At 45.1% G+C, this 23,493-nt stretch carries 21 protein-coding genes and 1 pseudogene; 18 read left to right on the top strand and 4 right to left on the bottom strand.

Annotated features, from left to right (window positions below):
* Nucleotides 1-41 precede the first annotated feature (41 nt).
* Both J2S00_RS06110 and J2S00_RS06105 read left to right on the top strand, forming a co-directional pair.
* The gene (locus tag J2S00_RS06110; protein ID WP_442319987.1) at nt 42-3,317 is read left to right on the top strand and encodes a TIM-barrel domain-containing protein; all 3,276 of its coding nucleotides are present in this window, start codon (nt 42-44) and stop codon (nt 3,315-3,317) included.
* A gap of 235 nt (nt 3,318-3,552) precedes the next feature.
* Nucleotides 3,553-7,290 (top strand): TIM-barrel domain-containing protein, encoded by a 3,738-nt coding sequence (locus J2S00_RS06105; protein ID WP_370875836.1) that lies wholly within the window; start codon nt 3,553-3,555, stop codon nt 7,288-7,290.
* A gap of 134 nt (nt 7,291-7,424) precedes the next feature.
* Here the strand turns inward: J2S00_RS06105 and J2S00_RS06100 are convergent, their stop codons facing one another.
* The gene (locus tag J2S00_RS06100) at nt 7,425-7,574 is read right to left on the bottom strand and encodes a hypothetical protein (protein ID WP_307336796.1); all 150 of its coding nucleotides are present in this window, start codon (nt 7,572-7,574) and stop codon (nt 7,425-7,427) included.
* A 236-nt stretch (nt 7,575-7,810) separates the two neighbouring features.
* Between J2S00_RS06100 and J2S00_RS06095 the strand changes: the two genes are divergently transcribed.
* Both J2S00_RS06095 and J2S00_RS06090 read left to right on the top strand, forming a co-directional pair.
* Nucleotides 7,811-8,065, top strand: a complete 255-nt coding sequence (locus J2S00_RS06095; RefSeq protein ID WP_307336792.1) for a nucleotidyltransferase family protein — start codon at nt 7,811-7,813, stop codon at nt 8,063-8,065.
* Nucleotides 8,066-8,087: 22 nt separating this feature from the next.
* Nucleotides 8,088-8,555, top strand: coding sequence for a UPF0158 family protein (locus J2S00_RS06090; protein WP_307336789.1), 468 nt, complete (start codon nt 8,088-8,090; stop codon nt 8,553-8,555).
* Nucleotides 8,556-8,749: 194 nt separating this feature from the next.
* On the opposite strand, the gene J2S00_RS06085 is transcribed toward J2S00_RS06090, so the two are convergent.
* Nucleotides 8,750-8,896 (bottom strand): hypothetical protein, encoded by a 147-nt coding sequence (locus J2S00_RS06085; RefSeq protein ID WP_307336787.1) that lies wholly within the window; start codon nt 8,894-8,896, stop codon nt 8,750-8,752.
* A 241-nt stretch (nt 8,897-9,137) separates the two neighbouring features.
* On the opposite strand from J2S00_RS06085, the gene J2S00_RS06080 reads away from it, so the two are divergent.
* Both J2S00_RS06080 and J2S00_RS19885 read left to right on the top strand, forming a co-directional pair.
* Nucleotides 9,138-9,398: a hypothetical protein gene (locus tag J2S00_RS06080; RefSeq protein ID WP_307336785.1), complete on the top strand. Its 261-nt coding sequence runs from the start codon at nt 9,138-9,140 to the stop codon at nt 9,396-9,398.
* Nucleotides 9,399-9,479: 81 nt separating this feature from the next.
* The gene (locus J2S00_RS19885; protein ID WP_370875835.1) at nt 9,480-10,301 is read left to right on the top strand and encodes a hypothetical protein; all 822 of its coding nucleotides are present in this window, start codon (nt 9,480-9,482) and stop codon (nt 10,299-10,301) included.
* A 4-nt stretch (nt 10,302-10,305) separates the two neighbouring features.
* Here J2S00_RS19885 and J2S00_RS06075 read toward each other — a convergent pair.
* Nucleotides 10,306-10,605: pseudogene (locus tag J2S00_RS06075) on the bottom strand (thiol-disulfide oxidoreductase DCC family protein); the annotation flags it as partial.
* A 181-nt stretch (nt 10,606-10,786) separates the two neighbouring features.
* Between J2S00_RS06075 and purU the strand changes: the two are divergent.
* The 9 genes from purU (at nt 10,787) to J2S00_RS06030 (ending at nt 20,220) form a co-directional block, all read left to right on the top strand.
* On the top strand, nt 10,787-11,716 hold the full coding sequence (gene purU, locus J2S00_RS06070) for a formyltetrahydrofolate deformylase (protein WP_370875834.1): 930 nt from the start codon (nt 10,787-10,789) through the stop codon (nt 11,714-11,716).
* Nucleotides 11,717-11,902: 186 nt separating this feature from the next.
* A complete protein-coding gene (locus tag J2S00_RS06065) occupies nt 11,903-13,453 on the top strand; it encodes an AraC family transcriptional regulator (protein WP_307336780.1) in 1,551 nt (516 codons plus the stop codon).
* 196 nt (nt 13,454-13,649) lie between these two features.
* A complete protein-coding gene (locus tag J2S00_RS06060) occupies nt 13,650-14,609 on the top strand; it encodes an ABC transporter permease (protein WP_307336777.1) in 960 nt (319 codons plus the stop codon).
* Nucleotides 14,593-15,549, top strand: coding sequence for an iron chelate uptake ABC transporter family permease subunit (locus tag J2S00_RS06055; RefSeq protein ID WP_307336775.1), 957 nt, complete (start codon nt 14,593-14,595; stop codon nt 15,547-15,549). Before J2S00_RS06060 ends, J2S00_RS06055 begins: the two co-directional genes overlap by 17 nt.
* A complete protein-coding gene (locus J2S00_RS06050) occupies nt 15,537-16,295 on the top strand; it encodes an iron ABC transporter ATP-binding protein (protein ID WP_307336772.1) in 759 nt (252 codons plus the stop codon). The genes J2S00_RS06055 and J2S00_RS06050 overlap by 13 nt, the downstream gene beginning before the upstream one ends.
* 48 nt (nt 16,296-16,343) lie before the next feature.
* Complete coding sequence (locus tag J2S00_RS06045) at nt 16,344-17,339, top strand: siderophore ABC transporter substrate-binding protein (protein ID WP_307336769.1); 996 nt, start codon at nt 16,344-16,346, stop codon at nt 17,337-17,339.
* 140 nt (nt 17,340-17,479) lie between these two features.
* The gene (locus J2S00_RS06040) at nt 17,480-18,682 is read left to right on the top strand and encodes an aminotransferase-like domain-containing protein (protein WP_307336766.1); all 1,203 of its coding nucleotides are present in this window, start codon (nt 17,480-17,482) and stop codon (nt 18,680-18,682) included.
* An 81-nt stretch (nt 18,683-18,763) separates the two neighbouring features.
* Entirely contained in the window at nt 18,764-19,501 is a 738-nt protein-coding gene (locus J2S00_RS06035; RefSeq protein ID WP_307336763.1) for a PH domain-containing protein, read from the top strand.
* A 77-nt stretch (nt 19,502-19,578) separates the two neighbouring features.
* A complete protein-coding gene (locus tag J2S00_RS06030) occupies nt 19,579-20,220 on the top strand; it encodes a hypothetical protein (protein ID WP_307336760.1) in 642 nt (213 codons plus the stop codon).
* Between the two features lie 229 nt (nt 20,221-20,449).
* Here the strand turns inward: J2S00_RS06030 and J2S00_RS06025 are convergent, their stop codons facing one another.
* Nucleotides 20,450-21,616, bottom strand: coding sequence for a PstS family phosphate ABC transporter substrate-binding protein (locus J2S00_RS06025; protein WP_307336758.1), 1,167 nt, complete (start codon nt 21,614-21,616; stop codon nt 20,450-20,452).
* 188 nt (nt 21,617-21,804) lie between these two features.
* Between J2S00_RS06025 and J2S00_RS06020 the strand changes: the two genes are divergently transcribed.
* Genes J2S00_RS06020 through J2S00_RS06010 form a run of 3 tightly spaced genes read left to right on the top strand, consistent with a single transcriptional unit; the run spans nt 21,805 to nt 23,468 of the window.
* Nucleotides 21,805-22,299: a DUF456 domain-containing protein gene (locus J2S00_RS06020; protein WP_307336755.1), complete on the top strand. Its 495-nt coding sequence runs from the start codon at nt 21,805-21,807 to the stop codon at nt 22,297-22,299.
* Between the two features lie 42 nt (nt 22,300-22,341).
* Entirely contained in the window at nt 22,342-22,965 is a 624-nt protein-coding gene (locus J2S00_RS06015; protein WP_307336752.1) for a flavin reductase family protein, read from the top strand.
* A 14-nt stretch (nt 22,966-22,979) separates the two neighbouring features.
* The gene (locus J2S00_RS06010; protein ID WP_307336750.1) at nt 22,980-23,468 is read left to right on the top strand and encodes an NUDIX hydrolase; all 489 of its coding nucleotides are present in this window, start codon (nt 22,980-22,982) and stop codon (nt 23,466-23,468) included.
* Nucleotides 23,469-23,493: the final 25 nt, after the last annotated feature.

Genomic DNA, 23,493 nt, shown 5'->3' with positions numbered 1-23,493 from the left:
TAGTTTTACAGGCCAATAACAAAGGAAAGGGGCGTTATTTCTTGTTAAGCACAATTAGAAGGAGAAAGACAGTTGCGTTGATCATTGTGCTGCTGATCTTTTTCCTTACTTCAATGACTGTTTTGGCTATTGACGGAGTGTGGCACCATCCCTATGGCATTGATGATTTGTATGAGGTGAAAGAGACAGAGAGATTCCCTAGGGATCCTGTTGCTGGTGAGAATGTATACATTCATTTAACGACTTGGCCCGTGATGCCAGGACAAGCCACCTGGATCACTTGGACCAAAAACGGTATTGCCCAGCCTGATATCGGTGGAGAATGGAAATACAACAGCGGCAATAATTCCTACTGGGTGGTTGACATGGGCAGTTTTGAGAAGGGAGACCACATCCAATATACCGTTCATGCCAATAAAGACGGAACAAATGAAAAAACAATCGGTCCCTTTGAATTTACAGTTGTTGGCTGGGAATCCATACAAAAAATTACTGGAGTTACCGACTATGGAAACCGCATAGTTTTGGAAGCGGTTCCTGACACGGGTAACATGAAACCTAAGATCAATCTCTCTTTTACGAACGATGAGGTTTTTCGCGTGCAAATGTCTCCCACAGGTCTCGAAGATCATATGGCAAGCGGCCTGAGCAACTACACGGTCAGTGAATCCACTTCACAGGTTGTGGTAGAGACAGCCAAGTTAAAAATCATTGTCGAAAAAGATCCTTATTTGCTTAAAGTCTATGATCAAGCGGACAATTTGATTGCCCGTGGTTATGATCCTTCGTTGCAGAGCAGTATGACCTGGCTTACCGACGGTGACTCGATTATCACTAAAGTACAGGATCATTTCTATACACCTGAAAACGAGCAGTTTTTCGGTTTTGGTGAACGCTATAACAGTTTGGGACAACGTGGGCGGAATGTGGACACCTATGTCTACAACCAGTACCTCAATCAAGATGAACGCACTTACATGGCTATTCCCTTTTTTGTCAATACCAACGGATACGGGATATTCGTCAACTCAACCTTTTATTCACAGTTCAGACTGGCCACAGACCGCAGTGACATGTACAGTTTTACCGTTAATACAGCAGGGGCGGCATCTTCGATGTTAGATTACTATTTTATTCACGGAACAGACCTCAAAGATGTGATTGCCAATTATACCGATATAACAGGAAAACCCACTTTGCCGCCCAAATTTGCCTTTGGACTGTGGATGTCCGCCAATGAATGGAGCAGTCAGGACCATGTAACCAACGTGCTCAATCAAGTCCGTACACATGATATTGCGGCTGCAGTCATGGTACTAGAACAATGGAGCGATGAGCACACCTTTTACATTTGGAACGATGCACAATACCAACCTAAACATGGCAGCGAATCATTCAGATATGAGGACTTCACATTCCCTGCAGATGGACGTTGGCCTGATCCCAAAGGAATGGTCCAAGAACTACATGATGAAGGCATTAAAGTGTTACTGTGGCAGATTCCGGTACAAAAATGGACCCCCTATCCCTATGAACAAGCAGATAATGATGAGGCATATATGCTTGAACAAGGCTATGCGGTCGGAAACGGCAGCAATGGCGCTTATCGTATTCCGGATGGCACATGGTTTGGAAACAGTCTGCTGCTCGATTTTACCAACCCTGAGGCGACGGCGTGGTGGATGTCCAAACTGGATTACCTGTTTGATGATATTGGAATAGACGGTTTCAAAACAGACGGGGGAGAAATGGTTTGGGGTAGATGGAACACGTTTGCCAACGGTAAAAAAGGGGATGAGATGCGCAATCAATATCCCAACGAATATATCCGGGCCTATTATGAGCATGCAAAGTCAAAAAAAGAGGAATCCATGCTATTCAGCCGGGCCGGCACACATGGTGTGCAGCAATACCCCGGATTCTGGGCAGGAGACCAGGATTCAACGTTTAATGCCTATCAGCAGGCCATTCGGGCTGGATTAACAGCCAATATTTCCGGTGTTCCCTTTTGGAGCTGGGATTTGGCCGGGTTTACAGGACCCTATCCGTCATCAGAATTGTATAAACGCTCGACTGCAATGGCTGCTTTTTCACCTATCATGCAGTTTCACTCGGAAAAAGCCAATCCATCTCCCAGTGAGGAACGTTCTCCTTGGAACGCCGCCACAAGAACAGGGGACGAAACTATTATTGATACCTTTCGATTTTATGTTAATACACGCATGAATTTACTGCCTTACATCTATAGTGAAGCTAAAAAAACCAGTGAGACCGGCATACCTCTCATGAGAGCGATGGCCATTGAATTTCCTGAAGATACAATAACACACGATTTGACATGGCAATACATGTTTGGAGATTATTTGCTCATTGCTCCCATTGTCAATGAAGGGGAGAAGGTTAAATCAATCTATCTCCCTGAAGGGGAGTGGATTGACTTCTGGTGGGGCGCGCAAAGGCCTGGACAGCGCTGGATCACTTATTATGCCGGTGTGAATGACATTCCGGTATTTGTTCGAGCCGGCAGCATTATCCCGATGAATTTGAATGAAAATTATGAACTCGGCGGTTCCATTGGCAATGAACTGGATAGGTATCAGAACTTAATTTTTCGCATTTATCCCAAAGGCACTACTGCTTATGACTGGTATGATGATGTAAACGGGCAAGTGAAGACGATTACGGTCACCGAAGATTATCCTTCCCAAAAGGTAACCGTTTCAATGCCACCGATCGATGAGATCAGCACCTTGATGGTATTCACCTCCATGCCTAACTCAGTAGAAATTGAAAGTTCACCGCTAGACCACTATACAGATTTCAGCTCCTTTACAACTGCTACTCAAGGCTGGTATTACGACAAGCGTGGAAAATTTGCTTTTGTCAAAGTGCCGGCTGATACTGCGACCCGCACCATTCATCTTAAAGGCGTGCATAAGGCTGAATATGAAGCCGAATTTGCCACTCAACACCAAGTTGGCACCAACGATAATCACAGCGGGTACTATGGAACAGGTTTTGTGGACCAGTTTGCAGATGTGGGTAATTACATCGAGTTTGATGTTCTGGTTGAACAAGAGGGGGCCTATACGCTTGACATCCGCTACAGCTCCGCAGGAGGAGCGGCTTCAAGGGGGATCTATGTCAACGATGTAAAGTTGCAGGAACTCTCCTTGCCACAAACCAGTGACTGGGATACTTGGGATGTTGCTTCACTCACCGTTTCATTAAGAAAAGGTTACAACACGATTAAGATTCAGTATGATAACGGCAACGTTCACGGCATTAATGTTGATCACATCGCCATTCGACCATAATTGAGGAAAATTTGAAGGAAGAGGGGGCGTCCTCCTCTTCCCCATAAACGTAACAACTGATACGTTTTGGAAATTCAAATATCACAATATTGCGATAACAAAAATCTGATGGAAGGTGGTCAGGCAGACAATGCCTTTAATCAGGAAAAGGTCATGGCTCACATGTATCGGAGTCTCCTTATTCCTCCTTGTTCTATGCACATCATTTTTCTCTGCTGGAGCCGATCATGACAGCTTGGGGGACATCATAGGCGTCAGCGTATCGGGTGACATGCTGACATTGGAGGTGGAAAACGGTTCGGCAACCCATGATATTTTGCAACTGCATGTCTTGGGTGAACATATTTTTAAAGTGGATTACCGGCCTCATGGCATTGAACCTTCCCAACAGACTCCAATGATCGACCCGGACAAAACGTGGGAAGCGGTAGGAGCCAATATTGATGTCAGTGGGAACCCCATCATCATCACCACATCAAAGATGAGAGTAGAGATCGAGCGCTATCCATGTCGAATGACTATAAAAAATTCAGACGGAATCCCGCTATTATGGGAAACAGAATCCGGTGGTGTCTTTCGTGATGGTGTTCGCTTTGTACGTTCCAGTCAAGATAACCTGTACGGCATTCGGGGATATAGTGCTTTTGAAGATGCTGGGAATATTTTGCGCAATGACAGCAATCACCCCTCACATGCGGGAGAGCAAGGTGATGCAGGAGGTCCTTTTATCTGGTCCACTGCAGGCTACGGGATACTAGTGGACAGTGACGGCGGCTATCCTTTTACAGAAACATCCACAGGTAAGTTGGAGTTTTATTATGGCGGGACTCCTGAAGAAGGGCGCCGATATGTAAAAGAAAATGTGGAATTCTATGTCATGCTTGGTAAACCGAAAGAGATTATGCATGCTTATACGGAGATCACTGGTAAACCTCCCTTGCTGCCCAAATGGTCACTCGGTTTTATGAACTTTGAATGGGACATCGATCAGGCCGAACTGGAATCCATTGTTGAAACATACCGGGCCAAGAATATTCCTCTTGACGCCTTTGCTTTGGATTATGATTGGATGTCATACGGAGAAGACAATTATGGTGAATTCCTCTGGAATGTGAATAATTTTCCGGATGCGGCTGACAGTACGCTTAAAAGCAAGATGGATCAGCGTGGCCTCAAACTGATCGGGATTCGCAAGCCACGCATTGTGACTAAGGATAAAAACGGACAGCGCACGACCCAGTTTTATGATGCTGAAGCAGGTGGGTATTGGTATCCGGGACATGAGGAATACACCGATTATTTCATTCCGGTGACCGTGCGTAGCATTGATCCGTATAAACAGGAAATGCGCGACTGGTGGTGGAATCATTCCAAAGAGGCTTATGATAAAGGCATCCGTGGCTGGTGGAACGATGAGACCGACAAAGTTTCGTCAGGAGCAGCCCAGTATTGGTTTGGAAACTTCACCACCACCCATCTTTCACAAGCAATGTATGAAGGCCAGCGCGCCTATACCGACAATAAGGAGCGTATCTGGCAAACGGCAAGAAACTACTATCCTGGGGCACAACGATATGCCACCACGCTCTGGTCTGGTGACATTGCCATTCAATACTACAAAGGAGAAAAAGTAGAGTGGGCGGCAGGTATGCAGGAACAACCTTCCGTCATGCTCTCAGCTGTCAATCTCGGGCAATTCAAGTGGGGGATGGATGCCGGAGGTTTTAATATGCAAAACGGAACGATAGATAATCCAAGTCCTGAATTATATACGCGATGGCTGCAGTTTGGTGCTTTAACCCCTGTTTTCAGGGTTCACGGCAATTATCAGCAACAGAGACAACCCTGGTATTATGGTATGACGGCAGAAGAAGTGACCAAGGCTGCCATCCATTTCCGCTACCGTCTTTTGCCGTATATGTACACCTATGAACGCAGCGCCTATGAAAGCGGAGTAGGCCTGGTCCGTCCGCTCATATTTGACTATCCTGATGATGAACAAGTTAAAAATACAACCGATTCCTGGATGTTTGGTGATTGGCTCTTAGTCGCTCCGGTTTTGGAAAAAGGCCAAACCTCCAAACAAATCTATTTGCCGGAAGGAACATGGATCGATTATTTCAGAGGTCATGTATATAACGGTAATCAGTCCATTCATTATCCGTTGGACGCTGAATCATGGACAGACATCCCCATTTTTGTCAAACAGGGTGCTATCATTCCCTCTCAAGAGGTGCAGGACTACGTGGGACAGAAATCTGCAGAGATGATGACCATCGATGTCTTTGCAGGTGACTCGGAATCTCGTTTTACCTACTATGACGATGATGGCAACACATATGGTTATGAAACAGGGGATTTTTTCAAGCAGGAAATGACGGCTCAAGATCAAGGAACCAACGGTATTCGCTTCACCGTTCAGGCAAAGGAGGGCCAATACACACCCGAAACGGAATATTATCTGGTAAGACTGCACGGAAAAGCAGGAGAACGGGTCACACTGAACGGCTCGTCACTGACCTACTATGACCAGCTGTTTGATCTTAAAAATGCCTCTGGAGAAGGTTGGGCAAAAGGAAGAGAAATATATGGAGATGTGACCTATGTTAAGGTAAGAGCAAATTCATCCTCAGTTAAGGAGTTAATTGTCACAGGAGATGCTCCAGTATCAACAGACCATCTGAAATATGAAGCGGAAGAGGCCTCTCTGTCTGGAGAGACAACAAATAGTCGGGCTTCCGTAAACAACAATCATTCTGGCTATTCCGGACAGGGATTCGTGGATGGCTTTCATCACGAGGAAGCAGCTGCAACCTTTTATGTTTCAACCAAGACAGGGGGTGATTATGACATCAGTCTCCGCTATGCAAACGGTACAGGCACAGATCAGACGCTCAGCATCTATGTCAACGGGAAGCGGGTGACACAGACCGTATTGGCAGATACGGGCGACTGGAGTACATGGGGAATACAAACGGAAACATTACCACTCACAGCCGGCCAAAATATGATTACCTACCGCTATGATGCCGAAGCAGGAGATACGGGCAATGTCAATTTGGATTATATTACAGTGCCTTTTGAACCTGCCCAGGCCGAATATCTGGCTGAAAGCGCTAAGCTGGATGGTGGAGCTTCAACCAATCAAAATCACTGGTTCTATACTGGGAACGCATTTGTTGATGGAATGACGCAAACAGGAGCCAGTGTCCAATTCCTGGTTGATGTTCCGGCCACAGGTGAATATCAGGTTGCTTTGCGATATGCCAACGGAACCAACAGTACACGGACAATAAGCGTCTATGTCAACGGCAACAAGGTTGAACAAATCAAACTCACTAGTCCAGGGATGAACTGGAACCTGTGGCGTGAGCATGTACACTCTGTGACCTTGCAGAAAGGGACAAATACGATTATGTACCGTTATGATTCAAGTGACAGCGGCAATGTCAATTTGGACCGGATTATTGTCTCTGCTGAAACACCTGTTCAGCCGGTGTCTGAAAAAAATTTACTCGATAATTCCGGTTTTGAAAGGCCGACTGACTATTCCAGCAACTGGACGCAATGGCACCCTGGCGGACAACCTTCCGCTTTTGGCGTTGACAGCGGTTCTGGAATTAATCCCCCGGAATCCCCTTGGACGGGAGATCAACGGGCTTATTTCTGGTCTGCCAATGCCTACAAACAAAGCATTCATCAGACTGTTGAGGTACCCGTCAACAACGCTCATTACAAACTGGAAGCAAGAGTCCGCCTGCTTAATACCAATCCATACGTCGCCAGGGCGGAAATCATGGATTATGGTGGACAGACCATCTATTACGACCTGGAGAACAATGGCCGCTGGAGCTATTTGACCGTTGACAATATCTATGTCACCAGCGGTCAGATAAAAGTCGGTTTCTATGTCGACTCTCCTGGTGGCACCACACTGCACATTGATGATGTGCGAGTGACGATACAAGAATAATTTTTATACGTTAGTCGAAGAAGGCTTTATACGGCATATCGTATAAAGTCTTTCTTCTGTCAAGTTGTGCCCAATTTGCTGTTTAAGGGCAATTTCTTTTTCAATCACGTTTCTATACAACAATCGAAGTGGCGTTAATTTTTTTTAAAAGTCATCATATTTAACATGTCTTCAAATGGCCCAGAAAGTAATAAATGTGTCATGACACTTTCATCACGCGAAAGAGGATTAAGCAATGAAGTCTCTCCTGTATTTGGATTTTCTACTAGCGCAATTTGCATCATACTCGTCCCACCTGAATTCACATCGCCCCACTTCTACGAATACCTAAATATTGTCCACCTGAGGCAGAATTGCTGAAAGGACGGGGCAGGCTGGCCATTGAGGGGAAGTTTAAACGACGTGAACCCTTATAACGTTAGACGATAGACAATAGTGACTGACTAAGGGTTTAAATGATTTAAAAAATTGGTTTTTTATGTAATTGAGATGGTATAATAAAAATGAGGTGATTGTTATGTTGACACCGCTAGATATTTCAAGAAATCGTCATAAGATCTTAAGAATAGCAAGAGAACACGGAGCCATTGATATCAAGTTATTTGGGTCCGTTTCCAAAAATCAAGTTAAACCAGATAGTGATGTTGACTTTTTAGTTGAATTTGAAGAAGGACGAACTTTATTTGACTTAATTTCAATGAAAGACACATTAGAAAGCTTATTAGGATACAAAGTACATTTAGTGACCCAAGAGGGTCTCCTCGCCGATTCTTGATGAAAATGGAGATGATCAATTGATGGAAAAGAAAGTTAAGCTTCAAGATATTATTGAAGGGATAGAAATGCAGTTTGAGGAGATCAACACATATTTAAATTTGAAAACTAGGCAAGTGATTGCGGTCTCTACTGATAGCTTGTGGAGAGCAGAAGAGGACGAACCCTTTGATGATCTGCCAAAATGGCAGCAAGATGAAGTAAAGGTGGCCATTGATATCATAGAGAACTTTGAAAACTATGAGAAGTTGCCAAGCCAATTTGAAATTAATGAATATGGAATGATGGAAGATTTTTGTTACAGCATACAAAATAACAAACACCGCAATTTACTGTTAGGTGCAATTAGAGGCAAGGGAGCTTTTAGAAGGTTTAAGGATCTCATTATACAATTAAATCTTGAAAAAGACTGGTATTATTACCGGGATAAGCGATATAGAGAATTGGCTATAGATTGGTGTAAAACGCGGGGAATTGACTTTACAGAGTAATAAAGGCCGAAGGGGAGTGGGCGGTCTCGATAGCCCCCAGCCTCGCTGCTACTCCTAAATGTGGTATAGGGGTCCAACTCTATGACCACTTGAGCACTGATCACCTCCAGCTTGTTATGCCGTCCGTTGGAAAAAGTAGGGCGTCTGAAAGCTCTCTTCTTCCTCAGGCAAAGAGAACAGCAGAGATTGACAGGTTAAATTGTGCAGTACAAGCTTGGTGTGCTCTCCCAGTATCCTTCCTCCAATTGCTCCTCTACGCTCGTTCCGGGTTCTCCAACATTATATTGAGGTGTCATCCACCGGTTTTGGCCTGCTGTGCCGGCATCCCTGTACCACTGCATCGGTTAACGGATATGTTCATCCGGTTTTTCACCTATCATTCTAAATGTTCGTTCAAGTTCTTTGCTAAGGTAAAGGTTATGATTATAGGAGGAGTAAAGTTTGATTAGAAAATTAGTTTTATTCATAATGTTAATGACACTTATGTTAACTGCTTGTCAAACGAAATATTGAACTGGTTCACTTAGTGGAAAAACAAAATTAACAAAAGGTGGGGTACTAGAAACCAGTGGAGGAAGTTGTATGGGATGTGCTTTTTACAGAGAAGATGATGAAATAGTTTTTTCTATTGAATGGAATGGACAAACAGAAAGCTTTACATTATTAATGTCTGACTGGATATCTGTACCATCACCGGACAGCAACCATGATGACCACGATGATACGAACAGCAGTCAAGGTACAACCACCAGTACGCAAACAGCAGAAAGTAGCAGGACGACTGAAGATAGAGATCAAAGATTTGTGCAACAAAATTTTAACCGGTTCCGTCTTATATTTTAACAGGTGTATGCTGGTGGGCATACCAAGACAGTAATAAGAAGGGTGATGCAAGTGATAAGAGTCAAGTATGTGGCTGCGATAATGGGAACGGCGCTCCTGCTTTTTTTAGGCCTGGCGGATGTAGGGGTATTGGCAGCCGACGGTGACAGGGCCGTTTTGCCAGTTGATAGACATGGTGATGCCTCAATAGCTCCCATAGATCATGTCTCTGTAGGAAAGGTGCAGGAGTATGCGGATGAAAATATTGATGCAGACATCTTTGCCAGCATTCATCTTGAGTGGGAAAATGAACGTATGCTTGTTGTTTTATCGGTTACTGAACCGCTTCGTGATGAACAACAATTGGCGCTGCAACAGCTAGTGCAAGAACCGGCTGAATTGAAGATCCGGATTGTTGACTATTCGGCAGAAGAGCTATACCGAAAGCAAGCGGAAATTGATATGAGGGCGTTTGAATATCAGGGCGTAAAAATTTGGTATGTAGGTGTGAACGTCTTCGATAATCGGCTGGAGATAGGCATTGATCCGTTTAACGAAGATACGGCCCAACTCGTTTATGATCAATACGGAGAGGATATGATTACAGTGGTAGAAGGTCATGAAGTAAAGACGCTGCATCTTCCGGTGAGCAGCGGCGAAGAACCACGGATGGATCTGGCTGTTGATGGCGAATTCGAAGCAGAAAAAACCGGTGATGGAGAAAGCATGGATACAATCGCACCGAGGGGGTCATCATCTAAAGGCAAGGAACCTGTAGAGTTGTTGCTTGCCTTTTTTAATGTATTCTCTCATCTGCATCTAAAAATCTGTTTCGTATTTCGGGTGCAGGGATCACACATGCTTCATTTTTTCCAAACAGTTTGTAACGGTATTTGGCAAACCAGCGATATAATAAATCTCTAATCGGTTTTGGAATGATAACGAATAGATATAATCCCTTCCACCAGCCATCCAGCCTTTTGCAAATGCGCAGGATGGCCGTTGATTCAGTATAATAATGCCCACCTTCAATGAGAACAATGGAATGAAGTTGATCAGTAGGGATTCGGTATGAAGATAATAGAGAGTGTCCCACCTTTGATTGTAATGAAGCAAACAGAAATGCACCTTTGCGGTCGCGTTGTAGAATAAACTGCACCGATTTGTTGCAAAGATGACAAACGCCATCAAAAAGAATAATACCCTGCTTTGGGATATCAACTTCCATAAGATTCATCATCATACTCTTCTCCTTATCGCATGTCTTAAGCATTGTATTAATTGGGAAAAGATTTATAATAAAACAAGGGCGAACTAAAAATAAAAACCATATGGAGCCGCTGACGCATTAAATATTTGAATGAATATCAAATTAGATCATCTTGCAGTTAAATCATAGAATTAATGATATGCCAATACAAGGAGGTCACGATCAAGCTGTGAACGCTGTCGTCAACGAACAACTGCTGTCTTTTAATGAACGCAACCGTAACCGAGCCAGATTGCTCATTTCTTGTCCTGACCAGCCTGGCATCGTTGCTGCTGTTTCCCAATTTTTATATAATGAAGGAGCCAATATCGTTCAATCGGATCAATATTCCACAGACCCTGAAGGCGGGCGTTTTTTCATGCGTATCGCCTTTGACCTTCCCAACTTGGAGGCAAAAGAAGAAGCATTGTGCCGGGCGTTTGAACCGGTGGCCGCCCGTTTTGCTATGGACTGGCGGATTTCGTTTGCTTACCGGATCAAACGGATGGCTATTTTTGTCTCCAAACAAGAGCACTGCTTGTTGGAATTGCTTTGGCAATTAAAGTCAGGGGATTTAATCGCTGAAGTGCCTTTTGTGATCAGCAATCATCAAGATCATCAGGAGATCGTAGAATCATTTGGCATTCCCTTTTATCACATTCCGGTCAGCAAAGAGTCGAAAAGCGCTGCTGAAGCGGAACAATTGAAGCTGCTGGCCGGCAACGTGGACTTTATTGTACTTGCCCGGTACATGCAAGTATTATCACCGCAGTTTGTGTCACAATACCCTAACCGCATCATTAACATCCATCATTCGTTTTTGCCAGCTTTTGTCGGAAGCAAACCGTATGAGCGGGCTTATGAACGCGGAGTCAAACTGATCGGAGCCACATCTCATTACGTTACATATGAACTAGATGCAGGACCGATTATTGAACAAGATGTTGTTCGAGTCAATCATCGTCATAATGTTTCAGATTTAAAAAGAATCGGCCGCCAGATCGAACGGGTTGTGCTGGCTCGAGCTGTAAAATGGCACCTTGAAGACCGAATTATTTCTTATAATAACAAAACGGTCGTATTTGTATGATACCAATCAACATGAGATGAGGAAAAATTGGATCCCAGGTTTTGTTTGTTAGAGGATACGATGTTCTCCTAAAGAGCATCTATCCTTTTTTTATGGTATTGAAAAAACGGTCATGATCATTAGAGTTGACAATGATAATTATTATCATCTAACATCGAATTGAAGCAATGGTCGGGAGGCATGCAGATGGCATTACCTCGTGCTAGCTTACATTACTTGGACGCACAGGAGCTTAAAATAGAAACAGGAGATTCATTGACCATGGCTGATGAAGAGCAATATCGGTTTGGCTACGTCAAGCAGGGGGGTGTAGGCATCCACTTGTACGTCAATCAACAAGAAACATCTGCCTTGCTTGAGAGTGGGACGTTATTTTTGCTTCCGGCAGAAAGCAGATGCACCATCTATAATCGTGCAACCCAAAAAGCTCACGTTGTGCTGGTCCGCTTTCAATGGACAGGTGAAGAACCATTACGCAGCTCTCTAGCCGGTCAGTCTGGGCTAAACATTCACCATTTGCGCTTGCCCCAGGCTCATAATTGGATGGAGGCCTTCTTAAAGGGCAACAGAGCAGACCTCTCAGCACACTTTCAGCTTCAGTCGCACTTATATGCTTTGGCTGCTGCTTTGATGGAACATATTCACCACCAAGCCAATGGGCCTGATTTATTCGATTATGTTGAACAAACCAGCCAATACATGCGGGAGCATTATGAAGAGCCGCTTAACATTGAACATATTGCCCAATTATCAGGGGCAAGTCCCAGCCGCTTTTACCGAGCATTTAAACAGTATACCGGACTGAGTCCTAACAAGTATGTCACCTATATTCGCTTAAATGCATCGCTGCGGTTACTTGCCAGTTCAAATGTAACCGTTGCAGAAGTCGCCCATGAGGTTGGCTACCAGGATGAGTATTATTTCAGCCGGCTGTTCAAAAAACATATGGGTCTTTCTCCCACAGAGTATGCAGCCCGTGCCCAAAAAAGGCTTGCCAATCTTTCTCCTGTCTTCCATGATGATTTAACTGTGTTAGGGATCAATCCCCTCATCAGTTTACAACGGGGCTGGTCTAAACAGCCTGACAGATACCTGGAACAGATCCGAAATGCTCGTCCAGATCTTATTTTCACTTCGCCCGTTCCGGAAGATATCTATCAACGTTTGACAGAGATCGCACCGGTTATTTTATTGTATTGGAAGCGGTATTCCTGGAAGGAGCGGTTGCGTAAAATAAGCAATGCACTGGGTTTGAGTACTGTGGCAAAATGGTGGCTAGACCATTTTGAACTCAAGGTCAAAAACGCCCAAGCCCATATCCGCAAGTTTTTGGGGCAAGAGCCCTTTTTGCTCGTCAGTGTGGAAGAGGACTATTTTCGCGTTTTTGGCACACAACACAAGAGAATACAGCAATTATTCTACGATGAGCTTCAAATCACACCACCAGCCTTTGTGCACCATTTCAGCGCATTAAATGTTTCTTCACTGGCTGAACTGGCTGCGTTAGGTTGTGACAATGTTTTCTTCTTGGTTCCTGCTTCAGTTGCGGATACTTACTGCAGTGAATTGCACAGGAAATGGCAGGCGTTGAAAGGTCATCTGGTACGGAACACTTGCTTTATTATCCGCTATGAAGGGCGTCTGAAGTATAATGCAGGCATCATTGACCGTCTCGTCGATCATACTGTTGTCCGTTTGCAAAAGTACAGCCAGGAGTTGCAGAAAAATCCTTCCTGAAAATAGCAAAGTCCATTCACATCATCTTTCATTCAGCTACAATCTAATAGAGAATGATAATTATACTCAATGAGTGCAAAGGGAAGGTGATGTGCATTGACGGGGTAAATCACTCATTTTTTTTGGACAATGACTGAGAATGATTCTTCTTATCATAAGCGATCTTAAGACTGAACCAGAAAGAGAAAGAAGCGTGATGAGAAAACGGTATTTAATCGTTGCACTTGTGCTCTTGTCTGGGGCTTCGTTGTTTGTTGGGGTACACGATATCAGCCCTTTAGACGTATTTGACCTGACTGAGGAACAGCGCCAAATTTTATGGGTCAGCCGTTTGCCGCGTTTGGCCAGCATCATCATGGCCGGCATGGGCTTAAGTATTTGTGGCCTGATTATGCAGCAATTGAGCCGCAATAAATTTGTCTCACCGACCACAGCGGGGACCATGGATTCGGCCAGACTGGGGGTGGTGGTGGCCTTGCTCCTGTTCACTTCGGCCAGTCCGTTACAAAAGATGGCGGTTGCTTTTGGATTTGCCTTGCTAGGCACGTTCATGTTCATGAAAATCCTGGACAACATCAAGTACAAGAATGCCATCTTTATCCCTTTGGTTGGTCTGATGTTTGGCAATATCATCGGCTCGGTCACCACCTTTTTGGCATATGAAAACAATTTGATCCAGAATATCTCATCCTGGCTGCAGGGCAATTTTGCTTTGATTATTAAAGGGCGTTATGAATTGTTGTATGTCAGCATTCCAGCGCTGATCATCGCTTATCTTTATGCCAACCGGTTTACTGTGGCCGGCATGGGGGAGGACTTTGCGGTCAATCTGGGGCTCAGCTATAAGTTTGTTGTCAATTTGGGGTTAGTGATTGTGGCTCTGGTCACCTCAGTGGTCGTGCTGACCGTAGGGATCATCCCCTTCTTGGGTTTGATCATTCCCAATATTGTCTCCATCTTCAGGGGAGACCATTTGCACAAAAGTTTGCCCCTGACCGCACTCCTGGGAGCGGTTTTTGTGCTCTGTTGCGATATAGTGGGGCGGGTCATCATTTACCCGTATGAGATTCCCATTGGTTTGACCACGGGTGTGATTGGCAGCGGAATATTCTTGTATCTGCTGGTAAGGAGAAAGACACATGAGTCATACAGCTAAGATCAGTATCCTGGGGTTTTTGGCAGCCGCATTGGTTGGCATTTTCATGTTCATACAAGTGGGAAGCAATTGGGAATATGTCCTGCCCAGACGGGGATACAAGGTGCTGGCCATGGTATTAACCGGAGCAGCCATTGCTTTTTCCACCATTATTTTTCAAACGGTCACCAACAACCGGATTTTGACCCCCAGTATTATCGGCTTGGATGCTTTATATGTGCTGATTCAGACAGTGGTCATTTTTGCCTTTGGCTCCTCCAGTATCGTTGTGCTGAACAAACAGCTCAATTTTATCATCTGCCTGGCGGTGATGGTCGGCTTTGCACTCTTGTTGTACCAGTTTCTGTTTCGGGGAGAAGGGCGCAACCTTTACTTTCTGCTGTTGGTCGGCGTGGTTTGCGGCACGCTGTTTGGCAGCTTGTCAACTTTTATGCAGGTTTTGATTGATCCGAACGAGTTTTTCTTTGTGCAGGACCGGATGTTTGCCAGTTTCAACAACATTAATACCGATCTTTTGCTCCTTTCCGCCGCAGGCGTCATTGGCGTTGGCCTGTACAGCCGGAAGTGGCTCAAATATTTGGATGTGTTGGCCTTGGGCAGGGAAGAGGCCATCAACTTGGGAGTCAATTATGCTTCCGTTGTGCAACGACTTTTGGTGATCATTGCGGTGCTGGTCTCCATATCCACCGCACTGGTGGGGCCAGTCACATTTTTGGGTCTGTTGGTGGCCAATGTGACCTATGAATTCATGCAAACTTACCGGCACCATATCTTGCTGGCCAGTGCCATCTTGATCAGCATCATTGCCCTGGTCGGGGGACAGTTGTTGGTGGAAAGGGTGTTTGCCTTTTCCACACCGTTAAGTGTCATTATCAATTTTATCGGGGGCTCCTACTTTTTATATCTTTTGTTGAGGGAGAGTCGGGCATGGTCGAGGTAAGAGAGGTTGCTAAACAGTATGGCGACAAGTGGGTGGTGGACGGTATTTCGGTCAGCATACCCAAGCAAAAAATCACCTCATTGATCGGCCCCAACGGAGCTGGAAAAAGCACGTTGTTGTCCATGATGAGCCGTTTGATTGCCAAAGATCATGGCACAGTACTGCTTGATCAGAAGGAGATTTCTGAGTACAAAAGTGAGGAGTTGGCCAAGAGGCTGTCCATTCTCAAACAATCCAATCATATCGGCATCCGTTTGACGGTCAAAGATTTGGTCAGCTTCGGACGTTTTCCCCACTCTCAGGGAAGGTTGTCAGCGGAAGACAAAAGGATTGTGGATCAAGCCATCCGATATATGAAGCTGGAAGGGCTAGAGGATCAATACCTTGACCAGCTGAGCGGCGGCCAGAAACAGCGCGCCTTTATCGCTATGATACTGGCCCAGGATACGGACTATATTTTCCTGGACGAGCCCCTCAACAATCTGGATCTGAAGCATGCCGTTGAGATGATGAATATGCTGCAGAGGCTCGTTTGCGAACTGGGCAAGACGATCGTGATTGTCCTCCATGATATCAACTTTGCGTCATGTTATTCCGATTATATCGTGGCGCTGAAGAACGGCAGAGTAGTGAAAGAAGGAAACAAAGATGAGATTATCCGCCCCGATGTATTAAAGGAGATTTATGACATGGACATTGCTATTGAAACGTTTGGCCAACACAAGATATGTGTTTACTTTGCCTGATACACAGATTCACCAAAATATGATCCATAAGCGAGGTGTTCCAGTATGATGAAAAGATTAGCTTTGGTGATGATGGTCTGGATGATGGTTCTGGTGGTTACAGCTTGCGGCAGCGGGGAGGGGACAGGAGGATCGGCTGAGACGGCTTCAGGTACAACAGGAGAGTCCGTTGCAGCAGGGGATGCAGTTGAAGAAAGTGTCCAAGAAACGGAACTGACCATTGCTCATCAACTGGGTGAAACAACTGTGCCCAAAAATCCGGAAAAGGTGGTGGTGTTTGATTTTGGCATACTGGATTCATTGGATAAAATGGGTGTGCCAGTCACCGGGGTTCCACAGGCCAATATTCCGCCCTATCTGGCTAAATATGAGGGGGATGAGTATGAAAATGTGGGCAGTCTGAAGGAGCCAGATTTTGAAAAAATGAGCGAGATCGATCCCGATCTGATCATTATTTCCGGACGGCAGGCTGAGGCTTATGAAGAGTTAAGCAAGCTGGGCCCGACGATCTTTTTGGGTGTTGATACAACCAATTACATGGCTTCTTTTAAAGAGAACATGCTTACGTTAGGCAAGATTTTTGATCAGGAATCCTTTGTGGAGGAGGAACTGCACAACATCGAAGCAGCTGTAAAAGAATTGCATGAACAGGCCTCCTCCAGCGGTCAAACAGCCTTGGTCATATTGGCCAACGATGGGAACATCAGCGCCTTCGGACCTGGTTCACGGTTTGGTTTTGTCTACGATGATTTTGGGTTTGAAGCTGTGGATGAAAATATTGAGGCGTCCACGCATGGGATGAATGTCTCCTTTGAATATATTGCCGAACAAGACCCTGATTACCTATTTGTCATTGACCGGGGAGCAGTTTTGGGCGGCGAAACTTCAGCCCAGCAAATGTTGGACAATGAACTGGTGGCCAATACAAAAGCGTACCAACAAGATCAAATTGTGTATCTGGATGCTAATTACTGGTACCTGTCCGGCGGAGGACTGGTTTCAGTTGCAGAAATGATCAAACAGGTGAAGGAAGCGATTAATTAGTTTGGCAAGAACACCTAAAGGCCCGGAATCCCTTTTCTAGTGGATTTCGGGTTTCTTTTGCCAAAAGATATTGACTTTATACAGAAATGATGTACTATTTGATTTAAAAAATTTTTAGTTTTTGCATCGAGGTGTCCATGATGAAGTATGCTTTTGCTAAGCGAGTTCGTCATTTGCAATCATCTGCGGTTCGTGAGATTCTAAAAGTAGTCAGCGAGGGAAATGTGATTTCATTTGCCGGTGGTTTGCCCGATGAAGATTTATTTCCGATGGAAGGCATTAAAGAAGCATTTGAAAAAGTGTTTTCCTCAGGAAAAAAATCGTTACAGTACATTGAAACAGAAGGGTACCGTCCGCTTCGGGAAATATTGATTGAACGCATGAAGAAAAAAGGGATTTCAGGGTACTCTGCAGATGAGGTCTTGCTAACCACGGGATCACAACAAGCGATTGATTTATTTTCAAAAGTGTTCTTTAATCCGGGAGACATTGTCTTAACCGAAAACCCTACATACTTGGCTGCATTGCAAGTGTTTGAATCGTATGAAGCTCATGTCATTGGTGTTGAGTCGGATGAGTACGGTATGCTTCCCGACGACTTGGAAGCAAAAATTAAACGGTACCGTCCAAAATGTATTTATGTGGTGCCGACATTCTCCAATCCAGCGGGAAAAGTATGGTCGCTGGAAAGGCGTAGGCTGCTCTTGAAACTCGCTCAAAAATATCATGTGGTTATTTTTGAAGACGATCCGTACGGAGACATTCATTTTCACAAGGATGAACAATATTGGCCAATCGCCGCTCTTGATGAGGGTACCCATGTGTTGTACACGAGCACGTTTTCCAAAACAGCCGTTCCAGCCTTGCGAACAGGTTGGATCGTCGGCCCTCATCAGATCATCCGCATCATGTCACAAGCCAAGCAAGCCAACGACCTTCATTCGAACTCATTGGCACAGCAAGCCTTATACTACTTATGCCGGGATTTTGATTTGGACGGTCATATTGACAAGTTGATTGATGTGTATTATGCACGGATGACGATGATGCTCAATGAATTAGAGAAAGCGAACCTTCCCGGGCTGTCTTATGTTGTGCCAAAAGGAGGTATGTTTTTCTGGATTGAGCTTGAGGAAGGGATGAATACGACTGAAATGCTGCCCAAAGCGGTTAAAAAAGGGGTTGCTTATGTGCCCGGAGCACCGTTTTATGTTGGCAGAGGGAAGGAAAATGCACTCCGATTAAATTTCACGCATTCGACGCCGGAAAAAATCCAAAAAGGGATGGCATTATTAACAGCTGTGGTCAAAGAGGAAAGTAGGGATTGTAAATTATTGGAATAAATGAAGATTTGTCTAGTCTAAGGAAGGCAGTTGGCAAGAGTCATACTTGATAATCGAACAGGTCATTGCGGAGGGGATAAGGTGTCAACGGGAATGATCGTCTATATTATTATGATGAGCTGGACACTCATCATTGTCGGTGGCATAACTTTTTTAATGTATAAGTATGAAGATTATACCCTGATCAGCGGCTTTGCCAACCGGACCAAAGAAGAGCAGGAACAATTGATCAAAAACGGGTATACACAAGCGGTCAAGCGCTTTCTGTTAACTTCTACACTAATATTATTGATAACTTTTGTCTTAAGTCTGTTCAGGATCCCGTGGGTGATGGAAGCAGGATTTTCGGTTCTCACTTTACATGCCTTAGGCGGCATGGTTTATATTCAGCGCTATGAGGTGGAGCATAAGAAGAAGAGGGGTTATTGGCTGACAGGGAGCATCAGTGCTGTAATATTGATCGGGATGATTGGGTTGCTGGTCTGGTCATTTCAGCCCCATACGGTAAGTATTGACCAGGAAGAACTGCACATCTCAGGGATATACGGTGTCACAATACCTTTGGAAGAAATTGAACAGGTAGAACGCTTAGATCGTCTGCCGCCCGTTCAAATGCGGACCAATGGCGTTGCCGTGCGCGGGTTGTTGAAGGGAGATTTCCTGATTGAAGGGTATGGTGCTGTGCGTTTGTTTGTCCGTGGTGAACCGTCTCCGGTGTTATATATTGAAACGGAAAGGCGGCGGATCATGCTTAATGGAGATGAGGAACAGCTGGATGAGTGGTACAAGACCTTGCGTGCCCAACTGCAAGTTGGCTAAGAGGAGAGGATAATCAAGGCTATTGAGACACCGCATTCCTTTCAGCATGGGCCCATAAATGATGGAGGAGGATGACGGTGAACCATTTTTTTGTACATTTTGTCTCGTTCATAATCCTGGGCATGCTCTGTTTCTACGAAGCGTGGCGGTATAAAAAGCATAAGGGCATTATGTTGGACAGTTTTTTCATTCACTGGGCCCAATTTGTTGTTGCCTCCATCGTTTTTATCTTTGAAGGTTGGCGTGCATTTCCAGAAGGCGTTCACCATTTGTTCCTTTTCGTGTGTATGCTTGCCGCTTTTTTTCTTTTTCTTTTTTTCATACATGGCAAGCGGATCCATGCCAATAAGATAACCGAGGAGATGGTTATTGCTGCAGTGGAAAAGGTGCTTCAAGATAGGCATGTAGCATATCAAAAAATTACAGGTCCCGCCGAAAGCGGGTATAGCGTACAGGAATATAAACGTATAAAGCTCCAGGAATATGACCTGGAAATGAGGATAACCTGGGGAGACCAGGACCGTAAAGGACTCAGCAACTATACCGTTACGTTCAAGAAATGGTGGCGGTTCCCCTATGCACAAGAACTATTGACTGAGATGGTTGTATATTTGAGAGAGCAAAGAAAAGACCAGGCATACCATAGATATATCTATCTCAATGCCATATTTGGTATTCTGTCTGTAAGCATAGGGCTGTATTTGTTGTATATGGGCTAGTATTGCTCCGCATTTTTTGAAAAACTTTTGAGATTTTTTAGGATGAGGCAACTTGCGAAGCGATCAATGAGTTTGGCAAGAACACCTAAAGGCCCGGAATCCCTTTTCTAGTGGATTACGGGCATTTTTTAATTTCAACAGGTTTACAGGGCGACAGAAACATCATGTTGCTGCCTTACTGCATGATAGGGTATAAGGGAGAGGGGACCCTGTCCACTGGGCCTGCGAGTTAATGATTGTGCACGGGGACATAGCCGGTTTTTTCGACGAAATATTGCCCCTGCTCAGACAGTATCCAGTCGATCAACGCCTCCACATGCGGGTTGTCACTTCCGGCCGTTATGGCGTAAAACTCAGCGGCTAAGGGATACTCTCCGGAGCGGATGGTTTCTTTGTCCGGGTAAACGCCCTCAATTTCTAAAAAGCGTATGTCCCCGTTATTCACCATTTCAGTAGCGAAGTAGCGAAAAGAATATCCCAGCGCGTTGCGGTAGTTCCGGTAATCCGCTGTGTTCTCAATAATGCTGCCCATGCCGGCCACAACATTTTCTGTCGGTGGTTCCATCAGCGGGATATCTCCCATTAATTTTTCCAGCGCGGTTTGACTGCCGCTGTCTGGCGGGCGTTGGAAGGCACGAATGGGTTCATCATTCCCACCGGCTTCCTTCCAGTTCGTGATTTCCCCGGAATAGATCGGTTGAATTTCTTCGATGGTGAGCCCTTTCACCGGATTATGTTTATTGACGAAAAAAACAAATGCTTCACGGCCGATCGGTGTTAGCTTAAGCTCCACACCGCGCTCTTCGGCTTGACGCAACTGTGCCTCTGACGGACCAGCTGCAAAGATGATGTCCACCTCACCATTGATCAAATTTTTATAGGCACCAGTCGTTTGGTTACACATCACTTCACTGTCATAAATGTCGTACTCCTTTTCGGGATAAGTGGCTTGAACGAAAGCTGCGTACAATGGATACAAAGCAGTGGCCCCATCCAGGACAGGCAGCTCCCTTTTTATTTGCAGAGTGGCAGGATCATCTAGGGTAACTGCTTTTGTTCCTTCTCGGAAGGGCTGGTAATCGTATAAATCAACGTCTTGTTCAGTGAGGGTGGGGATACTGTTATGGTAGCCCTTATAGATCTCATAACTGCCGATCACTGCTATACACAGGGCAACAAAAGCAATGATCCACTTGCGCAGGGTACTTGGCTTGACCAGTTTAAACAAACCTAAAATGAGAAACACAATCATGCCCAGTGTCACGATCACAACCACAGGCATGTAAAACAATAGCCCCGCCAGCCAGGTGAAAACAAGCCCGATAAACCCAGCAAATAACAGAAAGATAATCGTGATAACGCCAATGGCCATTTTAGTCCATAAATGCTGATGCATTGACACGTCCCCTTTGTTTGGTTTTTGATTGTGTTTAATCTATCATAGAGCTATGCTTAGTTTAACAGAATTTTATCAAATTGTATTTATCATTTAAAAATTTGAATGTTTAGTGTTTGGAAGGTCTACATGAATAACGGCCAAAACTGTTACAATAAGAGCAAGTTATCCATCATGGGGGGCTGAATATGGAAAGTGCTGTTTGGGATATTGTCTGGTGGCTGGTGATCATCAGTTTATTCGTACTCAGTATGGCAGGCCTTATGTATCCGGTGATTCCATCCATTTTGCTGATTTGGGCCGGTTTTGCCATTTATCAATTAGCGGTAGCGCCAGCTTTGCCAACCTCCTTTTGGGCCGTGATGGCTGTTTTCACACTGTTTGTCTTTGTGGCCGACTATGTGTCCAATCTCTACTTTGTCCGGAAATACGGCGGATCAAAGGTTTCCCAATGGACTGCTGTTGGCGGACTCATTGTGGGGCCTTTTCTGATGGGCCCTGTAGGCTTGATCGTGGTTCCTTTCCTGGCTGTCACATTGGTTGAGCTGACGCGGCAGCAAGATCCCGGTCAGGCCGTGCGGGTGGCTGTGGGGACGCTGCTTGGTTTTGTGAGCAGCACTTTGTTCAAATTGGTGGTCCAATTGATCATGATCGGCTGGTTTTTATGGCTGGTCTTGGTTTAATGTATAAAATAGGCTTCATTTATGAGAGAGGAGGAGAGGAGCATGTTTTATCAAACACAGGAATTAAGCGGCAAGGAATGTTACCAATTGTTAAACAGCCTGGTCACGCCCCGGCCCATTGCCTGGGTCAGCAGTCTGAGTGCAGACGGGGTGGTTAATTTGGCTCCACACAGCTATTTCACGGTGGTCTGCACTTATCCGCCTATGATCGGTTTTACAGCTGGCGGGCCTAAAGATACGCCCCGCAACATTCAAGCGACCAAAGAGTTTGTGGTTAATGTGGTTACGGAAGAATTGACTGAGCGGATGAATTTGACCGCTGTGGAGTTTCCGCCTGAGGTGAGTGAGCTGGAGGAGGTCGGTTTGACAGCTGAACCTTCCCGTTTCGTCCGTGTTCCCAGGGTGAAGGAATCTCCAATGCACATGGAATGCCGTTTGGTTGATATTCATGAGTACGGTCCGCGGCCCGCTTATTTTATTATCGGGGAAGTGTTGGCTTTTCATATTGACCCCCAAGTCACACGTAACGGGAAAGCTGATCCCGCTTTATTGAAAGCGGTGGGCCGCATGGGAGGAGCTTACTACACCCGGACCACAGATCATTTTCAACTCCCAAGAGTCGGTTATGAGGAGTATCAACAGCGCTATAAGCACAAAAGACCATGAACGGGGGGGCGAAGGTGTTTGCGTACACGCTCTGCTTCATAAGAAGGGATAACCACATTCTCATGCTTAACAGGGCAAAAGCGCCTTGGCAAGGCATGTGGAACGGGATTGGCGGGAAGATAGACCCCGGTGAGTCTCCTGACACAAGCATGAAAAGAGAGATAGCTGAAGAAGCGGGGTTAAACATAGAGCCGGTTTTAAGAGGTTGTGTGACATGGAACGTCGATCATGCCCGTTACGGGGGCATGTATGTTTACACCGCTGAACTGGACAGTGACATCCCATACATAACCCCAAAGCAAAATGACGAGGGGATTTTAGATTGGAAACCTATCAATTGGGTTTTAGATCCTGAAAATTTAGGCATAGTCAGCAACATTCCTAAATTTTTACCCGCGTTATTTGAGGAGCAAGATATGTATGAACATCATTGTGTCTATCAGGGCAATCAGCTGGTCGATTATGTAAGGAAACAATGGGCTCCAAACTTAATCAAGGGGTAGTCATCCGACAAAAAAGCAGATCATT

The sequence above is a fragment of the Caldalkalibacillus uzonensis genome, assembly GCF_030814135.1.
Classification (GTDB): Bacteria; Bacillota; Bacilli; order Caldalkalibacillales; family Caldalkalibacillaceae; genus Caldalkalibacillus; species Caldalkalibacillus uzonensis.
This window is presented reverse-complemented; position numbering and strand designations above follow the sequence as displayed.